At 37.0% G+C, this 22,991-nt stretch carries 22 protein-coding genes and 1 pseudogene; 21 read left to right on the forward strand and 2 right to left on the reverse strand.

Annotation, left to right across the window (positions count from 1 at the left end; translation table 11 throughout):
- The first annotated feature begins 115 nt into the window (after positions 1 to 115).
- The 16 genes and pseudogenes from NST98_RS00435 (at position 116) to NST98_RS00510 (ending at position 15,494) form a co-directional block, all read left to right on the forward strand.
- Complete coding sequence (locus NST98_RS00435; RefSeq protein WP_016837474.1) at positions 116 to 682, forward strand: TetR/AcrR family transcriptional regulator; 567 nt, start codon at positions 116 to 118, stop codon at positions 680 to 682.
- Positions 683 to 769: 87 nt separating this feature from the next.
- Positions 770 to 1,690, forward strand: a complete 921-nt coding sequence (locus NST98_RS00440; protein WP_340714107.1) for an NAD(P)H-binding protein — start codon at positions 770 to 772, stop codon at positions 1,688 to 1,690.
- Between the two features lie 98 nt (positions 1,691 to 1,788).
- Positions 1,789 to 2,664 carry a YicC/YloC family endoribonuclease gene (locus tag NST98_RS00445; RefSeq protein WP_340714108.1) on the forward strand — a complete coding sequence of 292 codons (876 nt, stop codon included), beginning with the start codon at positions 1,789 to 1,791 and terminating at the stop codon, positions 2,662 to 2,664.
- A gap of 37 nt (positions 2,665 to 2,701) precedes the next feature.
- Positions 2,702 to 3,319, forward strand: a complete 618-nt coding sequence (gene gmk, locus NST98_RS00450) for a guanylate kinase (RefSeq protein ID WP_016837471.1) — start codon at positions 2,702 to 2,704, stop codon at positions 3,317 to 3,319.
- Between the two features lie 2 nt (positions 3,320 to 3,321).
- The gene (gene rpoZ / locus NST98_RS00455) at positions 3,322 to 3,561 is read left to right on the forward strand and encodes a DNA-directed RNA polymerase subunit omega (protein WP_340715637.1); all 240 of its coding nucleotides are present in this window, start codon (positions 3,322 to 3,324) and stop codon (positions 3,559 to 3,561) included.
- A gap of 68 nt (positions 3,562 to 3,629) precedes the next feature.
- A pseudogene (gene coaBC, locus NST98_RS00460) lies at positions 3,630 to 4,175 on the forward strand (bifunctional phosphopantothenoylcysteine decarboxylase/phosphopantothenate--cysteine ligase CoaBC); the annotation flags it as partial.
- A gap of 5 nt (positions 4,176 to 4,180) precedes the next feature.
- Positions 4,181 to 6,589: a primosomal protein N' gene (gene priA, locus NST98_RS00465; RefSeq protein WP_340715638.1), complete on the forward strand. Its 2,409-nt coding sequence runs from the start codon at positions 4,181 to 4,183 to the stop codon at positions 6,587 to 6,589.
- Between the two features lie 18 nt (positions 6,590 to 6,607).
- A complete protein-coding gene (gene def, locus NST98_RS00470; RefSeq protein WP_340432942.1) occupies positions 6,608 to 7,099 on the forward strand; it encodes a peptide deformylase in 492 nt (163 codons plus the stop codon).
- A 3-nt stretch (positions 7,100 to 7,102) separates the two neighbouring features.
- Positions 7,103 to 8,041: a methionyl-tRNA formyltransferase gene (fmt, locus tag NST98_RS00475; protein WP_340714109.1), complete on the forward strand. Its 939-nt coding sequence runs from the start codon at positions 7,103 to 7,105 to the stop codon at positions 8,039 to 8,041.
- On the forward strand, positions 8,038 to 9,396 hold the full coding sequence (gene rsmB / locus NST98_RS00480; protein WP_340714110.1) for a 16S rRNA (cytosine(967)-C(5))-methyltransferase RsmB: 1,359 nt from the start codon (positions 8,038 to 8,040) through the stop codon (positions 9,394 to 9,396). The genes fmt and rsmB overlap by 4 nt, the downstream gene beginning before the upstream one ends.
- 18 nt (positions 9,397 to 9,414) lie before the next feature.
- Positions 9,415 to 10,551 (forward strand): 23S rRNA (adenine(2503)-C(2))-methyltransferase RlmN, encoded by a 1,137-nt coding sequence (gene rlmN / locus NST98_RS00485; protein WP_340714111.1) that lies wholly within the window; start codon positions 9,415 to 9,417, stop codon positions 10,549 to 10,551.
- 5 nt (positions 10,552 to 10,556) lie between these two features.
- The gene (locus NST98_RS00490) at positions 10,557 to 11,303 is read left to right on the forward strand and encodes a Stp1/IreP family PP2C-type Ser/Thr phosphatase (RefSeq protein ID WP_016837463.1); all 747 of its coding nucleotides are present in this window, start codon (positions 10,557 to 10,559) and stop codon (positions 11,301 to 11,303) included.
- A 3-nt stretch (positions 11,304 to 11,306) separates the two neighbouring features.
- Positions 11,307 to 13,274: a Stk1 family PASTA domain-containing Ser/Thr kinase gene (gene pknB, locus NST98_RS00495; RefSeq protein ID WP_340714112.1), complete on the forward strand. Its 1,968-nt coding sequence runs from the start codon at positions 11,307 to 11,309 to the stop codon at positions 13,272 to 13,274.
- A gap of 11 nt (positions 13,275 to 13,285) precedes the next feature.
- The gene (gene rsgA, locus NST98_RS00500) at positions 13,286 to 14,170 is read left to right on the forward strand and encodes a ribosome small subunit-dependent GTPase A (RefSeq protein ID WP_340714113.1); all 885 of its coding nucleotides are present in this window, start codon (positions 13,286 to 13,288) and stop codon (positions 14,168 to 14,170) included.
- A 2-nt stretch (positions 14,171 to 14,172) separates the two neighbouring features.
- Positions 14,173 to 14,841, forward strand: coding sequence for a ribulose-phosphate 3-epimerase (rpe, locus tag NST98_RS00505; protein ID WP_340704259.1), 669 nt, complete (start codon positions 14,173 to 14,175; stop codon positions 14,839 to 14,841).
- Positions 14,838 to 15,494, forward strand: a complete 657-nt coding sequence (locus NST98_RS00510; RefSeq protein WP_016837459.1) for a thiamine diphosphokinase — start codon at positions 14,838 to 14,840, stop codon at positions 15,492 to 15,494. The genes rpe and NST98_RS00510 overlap by 4 nt, the downstream gene beginning before the upstream one ends.
- A 429-nt stretch (positions 15,495 to 15,923) precedes the next feature.
- On the opposite strand, the gene rpmB is transcribed toward NST98_RS00510, so the two are convergent.
- Positions 15,924 to 16,112 (reverse strand): 50S ribosomal protein L28, encoded by a 189-nt coding sequence (gene rpmB, locus NST98_RS00515; protein WP_016837458.1) that lies wholly within the window; start codon positions 16,110 to 16,112, stop codon positions 15,924 to 15,926.
- A 316-nt stretch (positions 16,113 to 16,428) separates the two neighbouring features.
- Here rpmB and NST98_RS00520 point away from each other — a divergent pair, with 316 nt between their 5' ends.
- Positions 16,429 to 16,794: an Asp23/Gls24 family envelope stress response protein gene (locus NST98_RS00520; RefSeq protein WP_016837457.1), complete on the forward strand. Its 366-nt coding sequence runs from the start codon at positions 16,429 to 16,431 to the stop codon at positions 16,792 to 16,794.
- A gap of 17 nt (positions 16,795 to 16,811) precedes the next feature.
- Positions 16,812 to 18,455 (forward strand): DAK2 domain-containing protein, encoded by a 1,644-nt coding sequence (locus NST98_RS00525; protein ID WP_340714114.1) that lies wholly within the window; start codon positions 16,812 to 16,814, stop codon positions 18,453 to 18,455.
- A 65-nt stretch (positions 18,456 to 18,520) separates the two neighbouring features.
- Here the strand turns inward: NST98_RS00525 and NST98_RS00530 are convergent, their stop codons facing one another.
- Complete coding sequence (locus tag NST98_RS00530) at positions 18,521 to 18,664, reverse strand: hypothetical protein (protein ID WP_172597780.1); 144 nt, start codon at positions 18,662 to 18,664, stop codon at positions 18,521 to 18,523.
- A 568-nt stretch (positions 18,665 to 19,232) separates the two neighbouring features.
- On the opposite strand from NST98_RS00530, the gene sdaAB reads away from it, so the two are divergent.
- From sdaAB to recG, 3 genes are read left to right on the forward strand one after another with little or no spacing between them, the layout of a single operon-like run.
- A complete protein-coding gene (gene sdaAB, locus NST98_RS00535; protein ID WP_016837455.1) occupies positions 19,233 to 19,895 on the forward strand; it encodes an L-serine ammonia-lyase, iron-sulfur-dependent subunit beta in 663 nt (220 codons plus the stop codon).
- Positions 19,896 to 19,908: 13 nt separating this feature from the next.
- On the forward strand, positions 19,909 to 20,787 hold the full coding sequence (sdaAA, locus tag NST98_RS00540) for an L-serine ammonia-lyase, iron-sulfur-dependent, subunit alpha (protein ID WP_096550639.1): 879 nt from the start codon (positions 19,909 to 19,911) through the stop codon (positions 20,785 to 20,787).
- A gap of 7 nt (positions 20,788 to 20,794) precedes the next feature.
- A complete protein-coding gene (gene recG, locus NST98_RS00545; protein ID WP_445684050.1) occupies positions 20,795 to 22,843 on the forward strand; it encodes an ATP-dependent DNA helicase RecG in 2,049 nt (682 codons plus the stop codon).
- Positions 22,844 to 22,991 lie beyond the last annotated feature (148 nt).

Here is a 22,991-nt window from a genome sequence, read left to right on the forward strand (position 1 = left end):
AAATATTTAAAGTTTAATGAGAAGAAGCATTTGACATTTTAAAACCTTTGAATTATCTTATTATTGAACAGTGGTCAATTAATTTAATGCAACTAGAATGACTGGAGGATTTATTATGGCAAGAGATGCGTCTAAACCTGTCCTTACGCCAAAAATGATTATGGATGTTGCAAGAGATTTATTCGTAAAAAATGGCTATCAGCAAGTTTCGATGCGTCAAATTGCAAAAGAACTTGGCTGTTCCCACGGTGCTTTGTATTATCATTTTCAAAGTAAAGCAGAATTATTTTTTGCATTGGTGAAGGAATATTTTGTTCTATTAGAACAGGAATTAAACAATGTATTAGAGAAGGACATTGAAAATTTAGAAAAACTTGAGCAATGTATGCTTGGGTATATCAAGTTTGGTTTAAACCATCAGAGCCATTATGAAATAATGTTTATGCTAAAAGATGATGAGGTACGCAATTTCATCAATGAACAACCGATGAAGGTATATGAGAAGTTTGCCAATGCTTTATACACATTATCAAATAAAAAATTGCAATTAAAGGATATATGGTCAATTTTTATTTCTTTGCATGGTTTTGTTAGTCACTATTTATCCCATGTTGTAAGTTATGAAGATATAGAGAATGCAGCAATTCATCACGTAAAATTTTTACTTAAAGGTGTGTGTTAATTTTTTTATATTTATTTAACCAGCGGTCAATAAAATGTATTGAACATTTAATTGACCACTGGTTAACAAAAAGGGAGGAGTTTTTTTATGAAAAAAGTATTAGTTCTTGGTGCTTCAGGTAATATGGGAGCGGCACTTGTAAAAGAATTTTGTAATCGTGGAATTGAAGTAAAAGCATTTGCACGAAATAAGGAAAAATTAGAAAGACTATTTAATAATGAGGAACGAGTGGAAATCGTCCAAGGAGATTTATTTAATCAAACAGATTTACTTCATGCAGCACAAGATGTTGATTTAATCGTTCATTCAGTGAATATACCTTATCAAGAGTGGAAAAAACTACCTGTATTAATGGACAATGTTATTCAAACTGTAAAAAAGTACAACATAAAATTTGCTTATGTTGATAATATATATGCTTATGGTCGAAGTGTTGGCAAAAAAATGACGGAGGATATGCCGAAAAATCCTCATACAAAAAAAGGAAAAATCCGATTGCAATTAGAAAACATGATCAAGAATTCTGGAATTAAATATACTATTGCTCATTTCCCAGATTTTTACGGTCCGAATGCCGCTAATACATTATTATATACAACAATCAATGCTGTAATAAACAATAAAAAGGCCATGTTTATAGGGAATCCAAAGTTGGCGAGGGAATACATTTATTTGCCTGATGGAGCAAAGGCTTTTGTAAACTTGGTATTGAATGAAAAGGCTTATGGGCAAGAGTGGAATATTCCTTCTTACGGTCCGATTACCGGGGAAGAAATCATTCAAATGATCCGTGAGCTTACGGGATATGATAAAAAAATCTCCATTGTAACGAAAAGAATGGTTCAAATGGTGGGATTATTCAACCCATTTATGCGTGAATTTTCGGAGATGTTTTATTTAATTGATGAACCTGTTATTTTAAACGGTGAAAAATATGAGCGGGAAATCGGTCCCCTACCAAAAACATCATACTATGATGGACTAAGAGAAATTTTTCAAATAAAATAAAAAAGCTAAGTTCATCTTCTAATAATGGATAAATACGTTATAATTTTTTAATCATGTGTTATAATTGGAGCATAGCTTTATGAAAGGTGTGACTTACCTTGGTGCGTAGTATGACTGGTTTTGGCAGAGGTGTCACAACTACGAATGATTATCAACTGACAGTAGAAATTCGCTCAGTGAATCATCGCTTTTTAGAAATTTATACAAAATTTCCAAAAGAGTGGTTAGAGGCAGAACTGCTTGCAAAAAAAATCATATCCCAATATGTAAAACGAGGGAAATTTGATTGTTTAGTAAACTTAAAACTTACTGGTGAAGAAGTAAAAGATTTTAAAATTAATTGGTCTCTTATTGAAGCCTATAAAAATGCAAAAGATGAACTTCGCCAAGTAATCCCAATAGATGAGCAATATTCTATGCAAGAAGTGCTATCATTAGAAGGTGCACTTTTATATGAAAAAAAGGAGTTAACACCAGAAGAGATTGCATCTAGTGTTGAAATTGCTGTCCGAGAAGCGATGGAAAAATTAGTGGAAATGCGAGAGCGAGAAGGACAAGAATTAAAACAAGTGTTGCTCGAATATAATGATGAGCTTAAAGCGCAAGTAAAATTTATTCGTGAACATTCGCAAGATGCAGTAAAAAAACATCGAGAAAAATTGACAGAAAGATTAGCAGAAATTGCAGATGTGGAAGAAGTAGAAGATAGAATACTTGCTGAAGTCGCTATTTTCGCTGATCGGATTGATATATCGGAAGAATTGGACCGACTTGAAAGTCACTTCCAGCAGTTAGAAGAGACGTTAGAAGAACCTTTTTCCATAGGAAGAAAATTAGATTTCCTTATGCAAGAAATGCTCAGAGAAATTAATACAATTGGGTCGAAAAATCAGTCTGTAATCATTTCACCAGTGGTTGTTCAATCAAAAACTATTTTAGAAAAAATGCGAGAACAAGTTCAAAATATTGAATAAGCTTGGAAAGGTAGTAATAAGGGAGAGTATGAAATCGATGAAAAAAGAGCGCGGATTATTAATTGTTCTTTCTGGCCCATCTGGTGTTGGGAAAGGAACAGTAAGAAAAGAGCTTTTTAAACAACCGAATACAAATTATGAATACTCCATTTCAATGACAACTCGAAAACCTCGTGAGGGAGAAGTCGATGGAGTCGATTATTTTTTTAAAACTCGAGAAGAGTTTGAAAAATTAATCGAGGAGGGAAAACTATTAGAGTATGCTGAATTTGTAGGCAACTATTATGGCACCCCTCTCGATTATGTAAATGAAACATTGGATGCAGGCCGCGATGTTTTTTTAGAAATCGAAGTTCAAGGAGCGGCTCAAATTCGCGAAAAAGTTCCGGAAGCTCTTTTCATCTTTTTAGCACCTCCTAGTTTGTCGGAGTTAGAAAGACGATTAATAGGTCGCGGTACAGAAACGGAAGAAATTATTCAAAAGAGAATTGAAACTGCAAAAGAAGAACTTGAAATGATGAGTTTATATGATTATGTTGTAGAAAATGATGAAATTCAAAAAGCTTGTGAAAAAATAAATGCAATCATCATGGCTGAACATTGCCGCCGTGAACGTGTTGAAAAAAGATATTTATCGATGTTGAAAGGAGAATGATGATGTTATATCCATCCATTGATGTGTTGAAAGGAAAAGTAGACTCCAAATATTCATTAGTTAGTTTAGCATCAAAACGTGCCCGTCAATTACAAGAACTTGGAAACTTTAAATTGTCTGAGTATAAATCACATAAACCAGTTGGGAAAGCGTTGGAAGAAGTTGCTGCAGGTTTATTAGAAATGGAAATCCAAGATGCTAACAAAGTTTATTCTGATGAACACAATAGAAGTAAAATTTAATGTAAAACTACGAGTAGCTCCCGGAGAAACATTCTTTGGGAGCTTATCCTTTGAAAGGGTGAAAGTTGATGAGTCGAAAAATTTTACTAGGAGTGTCTGGCGGTATTGCGGTTTACAAAGCAGTAGCATTAGTAAGTAAATTAACTCAAGCAGGGTTTCAAGTAAAAGTAATTATGACCGAATCAGCGATGAAATTTGTTACACCCCTTACTTTCCAAGTGATGTCAAAAAATGATGTGTATATTGATACGTTCGACGAAAAAGATCCAAGTTCAATTGCCCATATTGAATTAGCTGACTGGGCGGATTTAGTGATTGTTGCACCTGCGACAGCGAATATCATTGGTAAACTTGCCAATGGAATTGCTGATGATATGTTGACAACAACACTGCTCGCTACAACGAGCCCAGTATGGATTGCCCCAGCTATGAACGTGCATATGTATGAACATCCTGCTGTAAAACGCAATATCGCACAGCTTGCAAGAGACGGCTATTCCTTTATTGAACCATCAGAAGGGTATTTAGCTTGCGGATACGTTGGTAAGGGACGATTAGAAGAGCCGGAGAAAATAACGGAGTTAGTGATTCAATATTTTGAAAGAGAAGAGAAAAAATGATGATTGCCGAAGTCATTGTTGACGTGTCCGCATATCCAGTCGACCGCCCTTTTGATTACTTCATTCCAGAACAAGTAGAAGAGCTTATTGAATGTGGTTGTCGAGTAAAAGTGCCTTTTGGAAATCGGAATGTTCTCGGATTTGTTATTGGGATTAAGAATGAGACGGATGTTCCGTTAGATAAAATTAAGCCAATCGCGTCATTACTCGATATTGAGCCGGTATTGACAAGTGAAATGCTTCAATTGGCAAAATGGTTGAAACAAGAAACGATTTGTTATGAAATCGATTGCCTACAAGTAATGTTGCCATCAGCACTTAGGGCAAAGTATGAAAAAATGGTCGTTCTTCAAACTAATGTAGAAAATTTAGATGAACCTTTAAAACATTACTTCCACAAGTCGACAAAAGTGAACTATAAAGAATTTGAGAAAAATAATTTGCTCATCCCTTTAAAAAAAGCGTTAAATAAGAAATTACTTTCCCTTGAAAACGTAGTTAAACAAAAAGGCCAAGTAAAAGAAATTAGGAAAGTAAAAGTTTCAGATAATCTTCAACTTCTTCAAGAAGTATATGATAAGTTATCCAACCGTGCCAAAAAACAAAAACAACTGCTTTTATGGATGAAACAACACGTTGGGGAAATATTGGAACCTGATTTTATTTACAAGGAAACAAACTGTTCCCCTCAAGTGTTACAAGCAATCATTGAGCAAGGTGCTGCTGAATTTATATTAGAAGAAGTGTATCGAAATCCTTTTAAGAAGGATGTTAAAAAAACAGATTTTTTAACTTTAACAGAGGAACAAAAACAAGCATTACATAAAATTGTAGAAGCGATGGACAATCGTTCCCCTGAAACTTTCTTATTACATGGGGTAACCGGAAGCGGTAAAACGGAAGTTTATTTGCAGGCAATTCAGCATTGTATTCAGCAAGGTAAAGATGCGATTGTACTTGTTCCAGAAATTTCCCTCACTCCGCAAATGACAAATCGCTTCCGTTCAAGATTTGGTGAACTTGTTGCGGTGATGCATAGCGGTTTGTCAATCGGTGAAAAGTACGATGAATGGAGGAAAGTTCATCAACAAAAAGTGAAGGTTGTTGTCGGTGCGCGATCCGCAGTATTTGCTCCCTTTGAAAATGTAGGACTCATCATCCTCGATGAAGAGCATGAATCGTCTTATAAACAAGAAGATACACCGAGATATCATGCAAGGGATGTTGCCATTTGGAGAAGTAAATATCATCATTGTCCAGTGATTTTAGGAAGCGCTACGCCAAGCCTTGAATCCTACGCTCGTGCTAGAAAAAACGTGTATAAATTATTGACATTAAAAGGGCGTGCATTAAATCAACCCCTACCGACTGTTGAAATTGTTGATATGAGGGAAGAATTAAAAAAGGGAAATCGTTCCATGTTTTCTGAAAAATTAACTGAGTCCATTCGTGATCGGTTAAAAAAGAAAGAGCAAATCGTGTTGTTTTTAAATCGGAGAGGGTATTCTTCCTTCGTTTTATGCCGAGATTGCGGAACGGTGATGCAATGTGAAAATTGTGATATTTCCTTAACATATCATCGCTACAATGAAAAATTAAAATGCCATTATTGTGGATATGAACAGTTTGTACCAACAATTTGTCCAGAATGTAGTAGCGACCATATTCGTTATTTTGGAACAGGTACTCAAAAAGTGGAAGAAGAATTGATGAAACTCTTTCCAGAGGCAAGGGTATTAAGAATGGATGTAGATACGACAAAACAGAAAGGTGCACATGAGGCGATATTAGAGAATTTTGGAGCTGGCAAAGCGGATATACTGCTCGGAACTCAAATGATTGCCAAAGGATTGGACTTTCCAAACATTACCCTTGTTGGTGTACTAAGTGCCGATACTTCGCTGCATTTGCCAGATTTTCGCGCAGCTGAGCGGACATTCCAACTGCTTACTCAAGTAAGTGGTCGTGCGGGTAGAGCGGAAAAGCATGGTGAGGTAATTATTCAATCCTACACACCGGAACATTATGCAATTGAACTTGCGAAAACCCAACAATATGAACCATTTTATGAAAGAGAAATGATGGTTCGCCATGGTGCGGCATATCCACCATATTATTTTATAGCACTCATCCAAGTAGCACATGAAGACGTATTGTTAGCAGCAGAATATGCTAATAAATGTGCAGAATTTCTTCGTACTCATCTTTCTTTTAATGCTTCTATTATTGGACCGACGACAGCAGGCATCGTTCGTCTGCAAAATAGATATCGCTATCAATGTTTGATAAAATACAAAATAGAGCCGAATTTAATTCCAACATTTTTACAGTTATTGAAAATATATCGTACGGATTGGATAAAAAAGGGTGTCGTATTAACAATTGATTTAGACCCCTCCATGATTTAAATAGAAAGAGGTTACCTAATGATTAGAGAAATCGTAAAGCATCCGGCAAAAGTATTAACACAGCCATGTAAAGAAGTAACAGTAATTGATGAAGAGATTATCTCTTTATTAGATGATATGTACGAAACGATGGTTGAATATGACGGTATGGGTATTGCTGCTCCTCAAGTTAATGTTCCCCTTCGTATTGCCATTGTTGAGTTAGGTGAAGAGCGAACATTGATTGAAATGATTAACCCTACAGTCATCGAAACGGACGGTTCATCAGTGGACATCGAAGGTTGTTTAAGTTTCCCTGGGCTTTATGGAGAAGTGGAAAGACCGAATTATGTTAAAATTGAAGCCCATGATCGAAACGGTCAAGTATATCAATTGGAAGCAACGGATTACGATGCTCGCTGTATTTTACATGAAATTGACCATTTAGATGGCATTTTATTCAATTCTAAAATTACACGTGTCTATACTGAAGAAGAATTAGAGGAAATGTTCGAGGAGGAGGAAGAATAAAATATGACAAAAATCGTGTTTATGGGTACTCCGGAATTTTCAGTTCCTATTTTGCGCATGCTTCATGAAGAAGGATATGAAGTTGCAGCAGTCGTCACGCAACCGGACCGTCCTGTTGGAAGAAAACGGGTGCTAACTCCTCCTCCAGTAAAAGAAGAAGCACTTCGTTTAGGATTAAAAGTTCTTCAACCTGAGAAATTAAAAGGTTCTGAAGAAATGAGCGAATTAATTCATATGAATCCCGATTTAATTGTTACGGCTGCTTATGGTCAAATCTTGCCAAAAGAGTTGTTGGAAGCGCCAAAATGGGGATGCATTAATGTGCATGCATCGCTATTGCCAAAATATCGCGGTGGTGCGCCGATTCATCAAGCCATTATTGACGGAGAAGAGAAAACAGGCGTTACCATTATGTATATGGCAGAAAAATTAGATGCGGGTGATATCATTTCCCAAAGAGAAATCCCTATTGAAGAAATGGACCATACGGGCATCATGTTTGAAAAACTGAGCCTTTTGGGAAGAGATTTATTAAAGGATACGCTTCCTAGCATCCTAAATGGTACAAATGAACGCATTCCGCAGGATGAAACAAGAGCGACTTTTGCACATAATATTACAAGGGAACAAGAGCGAATAGATTGGACAAAAAGTGCGAGAAGTATTTATAACCAAGTGCGTGGCCTACATCCATGGCCGGTTGCCTATACAACCTTTAAAGGTGACAATGTGAAAATTTGGTGGGCAAAAGTAGGTGACTCACAAGTTACAGCTCGTCCTGGTGAAGTGGTGAAAATTGAAAAAGATTATTTTGAAGTGGCTACTGGTGAAGGAACCCTTGCAATAATCGAATTACAACCTGCAGGTAAAAAACGCATGTCAGCGGAAGATTATTTACGTGGCATGGGTTCAAAATTGCAGATTGGAGATTTATTTGAATGAGAAAGAAGAAGAAAAGTATTCATATTTGGGATGGTAATGTGCGAGATGCGGCGTTAAGCATACTACTTGCCGTAGACAAGAACCAAGCATATTCCAACCTATTATTAAACCAAACAATCAATAAATATCATATTGAAGCAAAAGATCGGGCCTTGCTGACGGAATTAACCTATGGAACTCTTCAATATAAATATGCCTTGGATTATTATTTAGAACCGTATATTCGTGGCAAAATAGAACAATGGATTCGATGGCTTTTAAGACTTTCGGTTTACCAAATGGTCTATTTATCGAAAATTCCTGAGCATGCAATTGTTCATGAAGCTGTAGAAATTGCCAAAAGGAGAGGCCACAAAGGAATTGCTTCCATGGTGAATGGTATTTTGCGAACTATCACCAGAATGGGCATTCCGTCGCTAGAAAAAATAAAAGATCCGATTGAGCGTATAGCTATAGAAACAAGCCATCCTAGATGGATTGTAGAAATGTTTGTTGACTCATATGGACTAGAAAAAACGGTTGCTATGTTAAAAGAGAATAATATTCCTCCGAAGCAAACTGTCCGAGTGAATACTTTAAAAGCTACAGTAGGTGAAGCAATAGAGTTATTAGCTCAAGAAGATATTCAAGCAGAACAAAGTAAAGTAATTCCACAATGTTTAAATCTATTAAACGGACAAGCTGCTAGAACGGAAACTTTTCGACAAGGCATCATAACGATTCAAGATGAGAGTTCAATGATGCCAGCAATCGTTTTAAATCCAAAGCCGGGCGAACGGGTACTAGATATGTGTGCCGCTCCTGGTGGAAAAACGACTCATATGGCAGAAATCATGAAAAATGAAGGTTCCATTCTTGCAACGGATATTCATCCTCATAAATTAGATTTAATTGAAGAAAACTGTGCAAGGCTTGGAATTAATATTGTTGAAACAGCGCCAATTGACGGTAGGAAAGCAGCGGAATTATTACAGCCTGAATCATTCGATGCAATCCTTGTTGATGCACCATGCTCTGGATTAGGTGTTATGCGTCGAAAACCGGATATCAAATATACAAAAAGAGAAGAGGATTTTGACCGCTTACATGAAATTCAATTGGAGCTGTTAGATAATGCTGAAAAATTATTAAAACCTGGTGGAAGACTTGTGTATAGCACATGCACAGTCAGTAAAAAAGAAAATGAAGGAACAGTCGAGGCATTTTTAGCGTCTCACCCTGAGATGAAACTTGTACCTATAAAACATTTGCCAAAGCAATTATTAGAAGCACAGCACGAAGGAATGCTGCAAGTTTTTCCACAAGACTTTGGAAGTGATGGTTTCTTTGTTGCTGCCTTTGAAAAAGTTAAGTAAAAAGGAGAATCCTATTTAATGGATAACGCTATTTTAAATGAACGTATAAATGAATTAGTTGAATATGCAGAATCATCACAGAAACGTGTAAAAAAAGAAAAACCACAATTAAAAGAATCCATTTATTCATTAACATTGGATGAATTAAAACAATGGTTGAATGAAAAACGAGAAAAGCCATTCCGTGCTACACAAATTTATGAATGGCTTTATAATAAGCGGGTTAAAACTTTTGATGAAATGACAAATTTATCGAAGCAATTGCGAGATAAACTTAAAGAAAACTTTGCATTTACAACCCTTTCAACGATTGTAAAACAAGAATCAAAAGATGGAACAATCAAATTTTTATTTCAATTACAAGACAACTATTCCATTGAAACGGTATTAATGCGCCATGATTATGGAAACTCCGTCTGTGTGACAACGCAAGTGGGTTGTCGGATTGGTTGTACTTTTTGTGCGTCAACTTTAGGCGGATTAAAAAGACATTTGCTTGCAGGAGAAATCGTTGAGCAAGTGGTCAAAGTGCAACAAACGTTAGATGAAGTCGGAGAAAGAGTATCCCATGTGGTGATTATGGGAATCGGTGAACCATTCGATAATTATGATGCAATGATGAAGTTTTTAAAAGTCATCAATCACGAAAAAGGCTTAAATATTGGAGCGCGTCATATAACTGTTTCTACCTCTGGTATAATACCTAAAATTTATCAGTTCGCGGATGAACAATTGCAAATTAATTTCGCATTGTCTCTTCACGCACCAAATCAAGAACTGCGTGAACGTTTAATGCCGATTGCTAGAGCGTATAAGTTAGATAAATTAATGGAAGCAATACGCTATTATACGAATAAAACTGGACGCCGTGTCACATTTGAGTATGGGTTGTTCGGTGGTGTAAACGATTCTATTGAGCACGCAGAAGAACTAGCCCAACTGATAAAAGGAATTAAAAGCCATGTCAATTTAATTCCCGTAAACTACGTACCAGAGCGAGATTATGTGCGTACTCCAAGAAATCAAATATTTGCCTTTGAAAAAGCATTAAAAAAGAATGGCATCAATGTAACAATTCGCAGAGAGCATGGCTCAGATATTGATGCAGCGTGTGGGCAATTACGGGCGAAAGAGAGAGTTCACGAGACGAGGTGACAATTGTGAAGTTTACGGTTGAAAGTGATGTAGGGAGAAAAAGAGTTGTTAATGAAGATAGGGCAGCTTTTTTAGAGCGCCCTGATTCATTAAAACTTGCTTTATTAGCGGATGGAATGGGTGGTCATAACGCGGGTGATGTTGCAAGTGAAATGGCAATTCAAGAAATGTCCAATTATTTTCTACAGGCAGAATTTCAAAATGCAACGGTGGAAGAAAAGCGAAAGTGGATGCAGGAAGCCATATCAAACATCAACGAAAAAATTTACAACTATTCCTTAGAACATGAAAACTGTAAAGGAATGGGAACGACATTTATAGCGGTGTTGATTGACCATAATCATTGTTTAATTGGTCATATTGGAGATAGTCGAGTATATCATTTTACATCAACTAGCGTTGACTTAATAACTCGTGATCATTCGTACGTTAATATATTAGTAGATAGTGGAGAAATCAGTGAGGAAGAAGCACAAAATCATCCGCAAAAAAATTTTATTGTGAAAGCTTTAGGCACAGAACCCACCATTGAACCGGATTTTTACGAGCTAACCCTGAAGGAATATTCTTATTTACTTATCTGTTCAGACGGGTTAAGCAATAAAATATCAACGGAGGAAATGGCTGCCATCATTACTTATCCGATGCCTATTGCTGAAAAAGGTCGGAAACTAGTGCAATTAGCAAATGATAGCGGAGGAGAAGACAATATTTCCCTCATTCTATTAATGATGACTGAAGAGGAGGTGTAATTTATGCTTGAAGGTAAACGCATTAATGATCGCTACAAAGTTCTTGAACTCATTGGCGGCGGGGGCATGAGTTATGTGTATCTAGCCCATGACGTTATATTAAATCGAGATGTGGCCATTAAAGTGTTGCGTTATGATTCAACAAATGAAGAAGAAAGTATGCGCCGCTTTCACCGAGAAGCTTTATCTGCAACAAGTTTAATGCATCCGAATATCGTCAGTATTTATGATGTCGGCGAAGATGGCGATATGCATTATATTGTTATGGAGTATGTAAAAGGGAAAACGCTAAAGCAGTACATAAAAGAAAATGCACCGCTTTCTCCTGCTCGAAGCGTTCAAATTATGAAACAACTAACGAGCGCCATCAGTCATGCCCATGAAAATCAAATTATACACCGGGACATCAAACCGCAAAACATTTTAATGGATGAAGCAGGTAATGTGAAAATAACAGATTTTGGGATTGCTACTTCCCTTGCTGCAACAAGTTATACAAAAACGAATTCAGTCATTGGGACAGTTCATTATTTGTCTCCTGAACAAGCACGCGGCGGAATAGCAACGAAAAAATCAGACATTTATGCACTAGGGATTGTGTTATATGAGTTGCTAACTGGAGAGGTACCCTTCTCTGGGGAATCCGCAGTATCAATTGCTTTAAAACATTTGCAAGCAGAAACACCTTCTGTTCGTAACTTCGATGCTTCCATTCCACAAAGTTTAGAAAATGTGATTTTAAAGGCGACAGCAAAAAATCCTGACCATAGATATGCTTCAGTGGAAGAGATGGCAGCGGATTTAGAAACGGTATTATCTCCCTCTCGGCAACATGAACCGAAATTTCGCCCTCCTGTTGATAATGAAGAAACGAAAGCTATTCCAGTTATAAAAGATGTAATGCCAATCGATGAATTGGCAAAAACGAAAGAAATAAAACCGATCATTTCAGATCATAAAAAGAAAACAAAAAATGAAGAAGTGGAAAAGAAACCTACAAAACTAAAGAAAAATAGAAAAAAACTTTGGACAATCATCGGGGCAGCTGCTCTTGTTCTCATCATTGGACTAATTGGACTCGTTAACTTGATGATGCCGGATAAAGTTGAGATACCGGACGTTTCAAATATGGAAGTGGAAGAAGCTACTGAGATTCTAGAAAAGGCAGGATTTGTCATCGGTGAAATCCGTGAAAAGAATTCCGATGAAATTGAAGAAGGGCTAGTCATAGAAACTGATCCAAAAGCTGGTTTATCAAGAGTAAAAGGAACAGAAATTGATTTAATCATTTCAATTGGCAACGAAAAAGTTGAAATGAACAATTATGTAGGAAAACAATTAAATCAAGTTCTTTCCATCATTAGTGAAGAATTTAAGGATGTAAAAATCATCGAGGAATATTCAAATCAACCGGAAGGGACAATCATTGGTCAAGATCCAGCACCGGGAGAAGAAGTTGTTCCTGAAGATTCAATTGTAACGCTTACAGTTAGTAAAGGGAAACAAATTGGAACTGTCAGTGATTTAACAGGATTTAATCAATCTGCTATGAGGGAATATGAAAAGACTTCAGGATTTAAAATTAAAATTGTCGAAGAAGTGTATTCAGACGACATTCCAGCTGGAAGCGTCGTATCACAAGATCCTAAGCCGAACACAAAATTAGAAATTGGAGAATCGGTGAACGTAGTAATTTCAAAAGGACCTAAACAAAAACGCGAAAAATTATATGTAAAAGAAGTTGTGATACCGTATGATCATGCATTAATGGGTGAAGAACAAATAGTTAGAATTTATATTCAAGACAAATCTAATACGATGGATAAACCGTATGATGAAATTAAAATTACTGAAGATACGACTTATCAAATCCAATTAGTAATTCAAGAGGGTTCAACAGCATCCTACATGATTGAAAAAGATTCGGTAATTATTGAAAAAGATACAATACCATTTGAAAGAGGAGATTAAGGAGGAATTGGATGCCTAATGGGCAAATTCGAAAGGCTTTAAGTGGATATTACTATGTATATGATGAAGGAAAATTATTGCAATGTCGAGGACGAGGGGTATTCCGTAAGCGAGGGGAACAGCCTCTCGTCGGCGACTTTGTTGAATATGAGAAAGTGGAAGAAGGATCTGATGGTGTTATAAAGAAAATTTTTCCGCGAAAAAATGAATTAATACGACCACCTATTGCAAATGTTGATCAATCATTGCTCGTATTTTCCGTAAAAGAGCCTGATTTTAATACAATTTTACTAGATCGTTTTTTAGTAATATTAGAATCTCATCAAGTAATCCCAATCATTTGCTTAACTAAAATGGATTTGTTGACAGAAAAAGAAAAAGATGAAATAAATTCATATATCAAAATCTATAAAGATATTGGCTATGAAGTGATAGATACTTATAAAAACGATCCAACATTACTAGATAGATTAGAGCCGATCCTTAAAGGAAAAACAACAGTATTGGCAGGACAATCTGGAGTTGGAAAGTCTACATTATTAAACACTTTAATTCCAAATCTCAATTTAAAAACAGGGGAAATATCCCAAAGCCTTGGAAGAGGAAAGCATACGACAAGACATGTTGAGTTAATCGAAGCGGCTGGTGGACTTGTTGCAGATACACCAGGATTTAGTTCTTTTGAATTTGAGCATCTTGAAAAAGAGGATTTAACAACTTGTTTTCCTGAGTTTGAACGAAAAAAAGATGAATGCAAATTTCGTGGGTGTCTTCATTTGAAAGAACCAAAATGTGCCATAAAGGCTGGGGTTGAATCTGGAGACATTCTAGAATTTCGTTACGAACATTATTTACAATTTTTGCAAGAAATAATAGATCGAAAGCCGAGGTATTAGTTATGATAAAAATAGCACCATCCATATTATCAGCGAATTTTGCGAAATTAGGGGACGAAGTAAAGGAAGTGGAGGAAGCTGGAGCAGACCTTATTCATATTGATGTAATGGATGGTCATTTCGTTCCTAATATTACAATGGGTCCTATCGTTGTGGAGGCTTTACGTCCCGTTACAAAATTACCGTTAGATGTGCATTTAATGATTGAAAATCCAGATCAGTATATTGAGGCATTTGCAAAAGCTGGAGCAGATTGGATTTCTGTTCATGTCGAAGCTTGTCCACATTTACATCGTACGATTCAACTAATTCGTTCTTTTGGTGTAAAACCTGGAGTAGTATTAAATCCGCACACACCGATTGATATGATTCAACACGTATTAGGAGATGTAGATTTTGTATTGTTGATGACGGTGAACCCTGGTTTTGGGGGACAAAAGTTTATTGATAGCGTTGTGCCCAAAATTGAAGCTCTCTCCAAAATGATTAAAGAAAACGGATATAATGTAGAAATTGAAATTGATGGCGGCATTACGGAGGAAACAATTATTCCGTGTGCGAAAGCGGGAGCGACGATTTTTGTAGCTGGTTCAGCTATTTACAATAAAGAAGATCGAAAATTTGCGTTGCATGCTATTAAAACGAGTGGTGAGGCTGCAATTCAGCAATGAAAAGAGTATTAATTTGTGCTGGCGGTCCAAAAAACGAATTATGTTCATTTGAAATGTATGCTAAAGAAAAGGACATGTATTTTATTGGTGCAGATCGCGGCGCACTTTATTTGCTTGAAAAAGGAATTGTTCCAGATGAAATCATCGGGGATTTTGATTCATTATCGAAAGAAGAATGGGAAATAATTCGCTCTAAAGTAAAAAAAATTGAAAAGTATCGCTCAGAAAAAGATGAAACTGACACCGACTTAGCACTGCTAAAAGCTGTTTCCTACAATCCGAATGAAATTTTGATTACAGGAGTAACTGGTGGACGCTTGGACCATTTTGAAGCGGCTCTTCGTTCTTTATATAAAATGAAGGCACAATGTCCGCATATTGAACATAGAATTATTAATAGCCACAATGAAATTAGCATACTGTTACCAGGAACGCATACGATTTCTCGAGATGAAAGATATCGTTACCTTTCATTTTTCTCTTTTATACAAGCGGTAGAAAATGTGACGTTACGCGGTGTGAAATATGAGACAACGCGGGAGAGGATTGAAGTGGGTTCTAGCCGATTTACTAGCAATGAGCTCGTAGGGGAGCAAGGTTATATCTCCTTTTCATCAGGCATATGTTTAATGATAAGAAGCAGTGACTTATAAGGAGGTCTCAGTGTGCGAGTTTATACTTTTCAATTGCCAAAGTTTTTAAGTAATCTTACCCGTTCTTGCATCAATTTGTTCTCAGGCAGTAATAAAAAGAAAAAAAGAAAAGAGTAGTTTATCGTATTCATCTGTTATTATCTTTTAATTATTTTGGTCTAGCTCCCAGTAAAGGGGCTGTCTGAAAAGCAATTTGAGACGGTCTCTTTGTGACTGTCGCGCATAGTTACAGATAAGTTGCGACAAGGATTGTGAAAACTTTGTTTTACTACCGCAGGAGTAAAAGATTTATCAGAGACATCATAAGAAGTAAGGGTGTGTAGAAAGTTTTCAATTTTCTACACACCTCCTTTTATTTTCTCTCAAAATAAAAAAGCGTAAATAAAGTACGTTAAAAACGACTTTACTTACGCTTTTATATACGCGTCATTATACACGTTCTACTTTACCTGATCTTAAAGCACGAGTAGAAACCCAAACGCGTTTAGGTTTTCCATCAACTAAAATACGTACTTTTTGAAGGTTAGGTTTCCAAGTACGTTTGTTAGCGTTCATTGCGTGTGAACGTTTATTACCTGTACGAGTTTTACGACCAGTTACTACACATTTTTTTGGCATCTATATTCCCTCCTTACAGATGAATCTGAAAGATTTTTTTCAGTTCGAGTATTTCACATACCATAATAATTTAACATAGACAAAAAATCTATGCAACTATTTTAGAGAATAGTTTCAAGAAAAAAACCTTTACAGTCTAATAAAAAAGATGAAGAATTAGGTGAAAAAATGTTGTTACAAAATAAAATATAACACAAGATTTTAACGAAGTTATAGGAAAATACTGATAAACTAGACGAGCAACATCGTTCTCTTTTATAATCAAATTTTGTATAGTACAATATTTTTAGTTAAAATGAGCCAAGGGGGCAGTATCATGTCAATCGAAATTAGAACAGATTACGGCCAAATTGATATTTCTAATGATGTTATCGCTCAAATTGCTGGTGGAGCAGCTATTGAATGTTATGGTATTGTTGGAATGGCAAGTAAACATCAAATTCGAGATGGGTTAACGGATATTTTGAGAAAAGAGAATTTTGCGAAAGGTGTCATTGTACGGCAAGAAGGAGAAGATCTCCACATTGATATGTATATCATTGTCAGCTATGGGACTAAAATTTCTGAAGTAGCTTATCAAGTCCAATCAAAAGTAAAGTACACAATAAATAAGACATTAGGTTTGAACGTGAAATCAGTCAATATTTTCGTTCAAGGCGTTCGTGTAATGAACGGTGAATAGAGGAGGATATTAATCGAATGAAGTTATTAGATGGAACAAAATTTGCAGAGATGGTTCAGATGGGATCGCACCATCTAACTCAAAATGCAGATTTTGTAGATTCATTAAACGTATTCCCAGTACCAGATGGAGATACGGGAACTAATATGAATTTATCAATGATATCCGGGGCAAAAGAAACGGAAGCAAACGCCCAAAAACATATCGGTAAAACTGCCCAAAGCTTATCAAAAGGTTTATTGATGGGGGCACGAGGAAACTCAGGGGTAATCTTATCCCAACTATTCCGTGGCTTTGGAAAATATTTAGAAAAAGAAAGTGAAATTAACGCGAAACAATTTGCTCAAGCTTTTCAAGCGGGAGTAGACACTGCCTATAAAGCGGTTATGAAGCCTGTGGAAGGGACAATTTTAACAGTTGCTCGTGAAGCAGCGGCAAAAGCGGTTGAAGTGGCAGAACATGAACAAGATATCATTAAAGTGATGGAAGCGCTTGTAGAAGAAGCTAAAAATTCATTAAAACGCACACCAGAATTGCTCCCTGTACTGAAAGAAGTTGGTGTAGTTGATAGTGGCGGACAAGGTCTTGTTATTATTTATGAAGGCTTTTTAGCATCATTAAAAGGGGAAGCGCTACCAGAAAAAACGAAAGTCGATAATCTTGAAGAATTAGTAAATGCTGAACATCATCGAGCTCAAGAGTTTATGAGCACTGAAGATATCGTATATGGCTATTGTACGGAGATTATGGTTCGTTTTGAGCCAGGAAAAGAACCGTTTGATGAAGGGAAATTCCGTGAAGACTTGAGTAATCTCGGAGATTCTTTACTTGTTGTTTCAGACAACGAAATAGCGAAAGTACATATTCACACTGAAACTCCTGGAGTTGTTCTGAACGAAGGGCAAAAATATGGAAGCCTCATAAAAATAAAAATTGATAATATGCGCGAACAACATTCAGCGATCGTGAATTCCGAGAAAGATGAAAAACAAACGGTTGAAAAACATCCATATGCTGTTGTGACTGTTGCAATGGGTGAGGGGATTAGCAACTTGCTTCGTAGTATTGGAGCCTCTTATGTCATTGAAGGCGGTCAAACGATGAATCCGTCTACAGAAGATATCGTGAAAGCGGTAAAAGAAATAGGTGCGGAAAAAGTATTAATTTTACCAAACAACAAAAATATTGTGATGGCTGCTGAACAGGCGGTTGAATTATTAGATATTGAAGCGGCAGTTGTGCCGACAAAAACAATACCTCAAGGTATGGCAGCAATCCTTGCATTCAATCCAGAAGCCTCTGTTGAAGAAAATAAAGAAGCGATGACAGAAGCGATTGCAGGAGTAAAGACGGGTCAAATTACCTTTGCTGTTAGAGAAACGACGATTGACGGAGTAGAAATCCATAAAGATGATTACATGGCACTTGCTGACGGAAAAATTGTTGCTTCAACTTCCGATATGTTAGATGCTACTTATAATTTATTGTCTCATCTAATTGATGATGACACAGAAATTGTAACGATGATTTATGGTGAAGATGCAACTGAAGAACAAGTCAATGCAGTCGTTCGGTTCATTGAGGATCGATTCTCACATGTAGAATTGGATATTATCGATGGAAAACAAACATTATATCCGTTTATCTTCTCAATCGAGTAGGAGGGAGTGATTAGCTCCCGTCCTCTCACACCACCGTACGTACGGTTCCGTATACGGCGGTTCAATTAAGATAATTGACGCAAGTTTTCATAACTTCCGTGAATAGCTTGTCTTCTTATGCCAGTGGTCACTCCACCCTCCAAGAGGTCTCCCACGGGATTCACCGCTTCCTTCCTCAAGTGAGGTACTACGTTTTCTGTGTTCATCATGACTCACTGAATGCCAAGGGCTATTCTCTCTTAATTGTTCGGTCCTTCTTAGTAGTTCTAAACCAACTAATACTATGACCTCTGCTGACTTCTGACGGTTCAGCTACTTATCACTAAGTAGGTTATGAAGCGTACTTCACATATCCGCCAGACCTCCCCGGGTAAGTACATGCACTTTCACACCATCTATCCGCCTCATTTACTCGATATGACCTTCGACAGAAAGAGCTTTGTTTTGTTACGCAAACTCACTCAATCATACCTAGCCTTATATGAGATTCGTGTTCCTCGGACCGGTGTTTTGCCTCCAGCTTCCTTCAGATTCCGCGTCACCACGGACATCCTTGCGTTAAGCTAACTGTTACTTCTGCCTTCACAGTTCGGGACTTACACCCTATAGTTCATGTACATGCCGGGCGCACGTAGAATAAAAAAGCGTCTCTTCTAGGGACGTTTTTTATTTTATATAGAGTTTCTAATAAGTGGCAGGTGAAAAAAATATTATTGTTTTGATAGAAACTGATAGTTCATGTTACACTTAATTCAAACTTAACAAATAGGTGATGTTATGAAATTTACCTCTGTTTTTGATATTATCGGTCCCATCATGGTAGGACCTTCTTCCTCTCATACAGCAGGAGCTGTTCGGATAGGGAAAGTGGCAAGGGATTTATTTGGAAAAAAACCAACGTGGGCAAAAATCCATTTATATGGTTCTTTTGCGGAAACTTACCGCGGTCATGGGACAGATGTTGCCATTGTAGGTGGATTATTAAATTTTGACACTTTCGATACTAGAATTATTGATTCCTTTAAGCATGCAAAAGAAGAAAATTTACAATTTGAATTTATTCCAGAAACAGCAAACAAAGAACATCCTAATACAGCAAGAATAGTATTGGGTGATGAAGAATCGGAATTGTCGATTGAAGCGATTTCGATTGGCGGTGGAAAAATTGAAATTAGTGAAGTAAATGGATTTAAATTGCGTTTAACTGGCGGGATGCCTACTATTTTAGTCGTTCACAATGACCGGGCAGGTTGCATTGCGAATGTAGCCAACATTTTAGCCATGCATGATGTGAATATCGGGCATATGGAAGTGTCTCGAATCGACCGCGGTTCTACAGCATTAATGGTTATTGAAGTTGACCAAAATGTAGATGAAAAAATACTAACTCAAATTTCTTTAATCCCTAATATTACGAAAGTTTCGAAAATCAATACTTAAAAGAGGAGATGCTATGGATTTACTATTTCGAAATGTCAGAGAATTAATTGAGCTTTGTGAAAATGAAAATAAAAGCATTTCTGAAGTGATGATTGAACAAGAAATATTAATGACGAATCGCTCTAGAGAAGAAATTATTGAGCAGATGGATAAAAATTTAACTGTGATGGAACAAGCAGTTGAACGAGGATTAAAAGGTGTAAAATCAGTCACTGGTTTGACTGGTGGTGATAGTGTTTTATTGCAAAAGTACATTGAAAAAGGAAACACTCTATCAGGGGAATTGATGTTAGATGCGGTAAGTAAGGCGATGGCAACAAATGAAGTGAATGCAGCTATGGGAATCATTTGTGCAACACCTACTGCTGGTTCCGCCGGAGTAGTGCCTGGCACTCTTTTTGCTGTAAAGAATAAGCTTAATCCTACTCGTGAACAAATGATTCGTTATTTATTTACTGCAGGTGCTTTCGGGTTCGTGGTAGCAAATAACGCAAGCATTTCTGGTGCAGCTGGAGGTTGCCAAGCGGAGGTAGGTTCAGCCGCAGGAATGGCCGCTGCTGCCATTGTAGAAATGGCTGGAGGAACTCCAAAACAAAGTGCAGAAGCTTTCGCCATTACGTTAAAAAATATGCTAGGTCTAGTTTGTGACCCGGTCGCTGGATTGGTGGAAGTTCCTTGTGTAAAACGTAATGCAATCGGTGCTAACAACGCTCTTGTTGCTGCGGACATGGCGCTTGCTGGAATCGAAAGTAGAATTCCTTGTGATGAAGTAATTGGTGCTATGTTTAGAATTGGGCAAACAATGCATCCAAACTTGAAAGAAACTGGTAGAGGAGGACTTGCTGCTACACCGACTGGAAAAGCAATTGCTGCAAAAATATTTGGAGCGTGAAGATATATTGGGACAAATCGAATTAGAACCCGTTACCAATATTAAAGGCGTAGGAACAGAAACCGCTGAATTATTAAATGAATTAGGGATTTATCATATACATGATCTAATCATGTATTTTCCATATCGGTATGAGGACTTTCGATTAAAGGATTTAGCAGAAACGCCTCATAACGAACAAGTAACAATAGAAGCAAGAGTAGAAGGCATGCCTGTCGTCTTTTTTACCGGACGGAAAAAGTCAAGACTTCAAGTAAGCGTTTTCTCTGGTAGGCATATTGTTAAAGTGGTTTTCTTTAATCAACATTATTTAAAAGAACGGTTAACTCCAGGTACCATTATTACTGTTTCAGGGAAATGGGATAGAGGACGGCAAACGATAACTGCATCGTCAGTCAAATTTGGAGCGAAGGAGATTAACCAAGATTTTGAACCGGTTTATCGTTTAAAAGGCAATCTGCATCAAAATAAATTTCGGAAGTTTATGCGGCAAGCACTCGATCTTGCAAAAGGGCAGATGGCTGAAAAGCTGCCAAATAAAATAAGAGAACAATATCAATTGTTATCTATCGAAGAAGCATTAGAGGGCATTCATTTTCCGAAAGATGCTAATCATTTGAAGCAGGCTCGCAGGCGTTTTGTTTACGAGGAACTTCTTATGTTTCAACTGCGCATTCAAGCATTGCGTAAGTCGAGAAAAGATCATGAAAAAGGAATTGTTATTCAGTATGATTTAGAAAAACTTAAGAAATTTATTCAACAAATTCCTTTTGAATTGACAAATGCCCAAAAACGAGTCGTCAATGAAATTTGCAAAGATTTAAAATCACCATTTCGCATGAATAGGCTTCTGCAGGGGGATGTTGGTTCAGGGAAAACGATTGTTGCTGCAATAACCTTGTATGCTTGCGTTACAGCAGGTTTCCAAGGTGCTTTAATGGCACCTACGGAAATATTAGCAGAACAACATTATGCTTCTCTGGAAAGTTTATTCCAACCGATGGGTGTAAAAATTGCACTGCTAACGGGCTCTACAAAAGCAAAAGACCGAAAAATCATTTTAGAACAGTTGGAGAATGGGGAAATCCAAGTCATTATTGGAACACATGCCCTAATTCAACCTGATGTCACGTTCAATCGTCTAGGGTTTGTCATAACCGATGAACAACATCGCTTTGGAGTGGAACAAAGGAGAATCTTGAGGGAAAAAGGGATGCACCCAGACGTGCTATTTATGACAGCAACACCTATTCCGCGTACATTAGCTATTACGGCATTTGGAGAAATGGATATTTCCGTCATTGATGAAATGCCTTCTGGACGCAAGCAAATTGAGACGCACTGGATGAAAAAAGAACAGTTGAATGCAAGCCTTGTGAAAATGGAGATGGAATTGAAAAAAGGTCGCCAAGCATACGTTATATGTCCATTAATTGAAGAATCAGAGAAGATAGATGTCCAAAATGCGGTAGAGGTATATGAACAGTTAAGAAGAATATTCCACGGACGCTACAAAGTAGGGCTCATGCACGGTCGGCTTCATCCCGATGAAAAAGATCAAGTGATGCGAGATTTTAAAGAAGGGAACATACATGTGCTCGTTTCTACGACAGTTGTGGAAGTAGGAGTGAACGTGCCGAATGCAAGTTTCATGCTAATTTATGATGCGGATCGTTTTGGGCTTGCACAGCTCCATCAGCTGCGTGGTCGAGTTGGACGTGGGAACTATCAATCTTACTGTGTGTTGCTAGCAAATCCAAAAACCGATGAAGGAATTGAACGAATGAGGAGTATGACAGAAACGAATGATGGTTTCCGGTTAGCTGAAAAAGATTTAGAATTACGTGGCCCTGGAGACTTCTTCGGTAAAAAACAAAGCGGCTTACCGGATTTTAAAATAGCTGACTTAGTGCATGATTATCGAGTATTGGAAGTTGCTCGAAATGATGCTGTAAAGCTTATTAATGATGAGCGTTTTTGGAAAGAGGATGAATATAGGATTCTGCGGGAAATGTTAGAACAATCCGGTGCATTAAATGGAGAGAGAATGGATTGATGTACTCAATTAATAGAAAGCAAGAACAAAACATAAATTAAATAGAAGATTTAGGAAGTGTTTTTATTGAGCATTGAAAGAACTCAATAATTGAACGTAACAATTCGTTGTTGCGTTCTTTTTTATGGAAATGTATACTGGTATTAGT

The sequence above is a fragment of the Ureibacillus sp. FSL W8-0352 genome (assembly GCF_038004345.1).
Taxonomy (GTDB): Bacteria; Bacillota; Bacilli; order Bacillales_A; family Planococcaceae; genus Ureibacillus; species Ureibacillus thermosphaericus.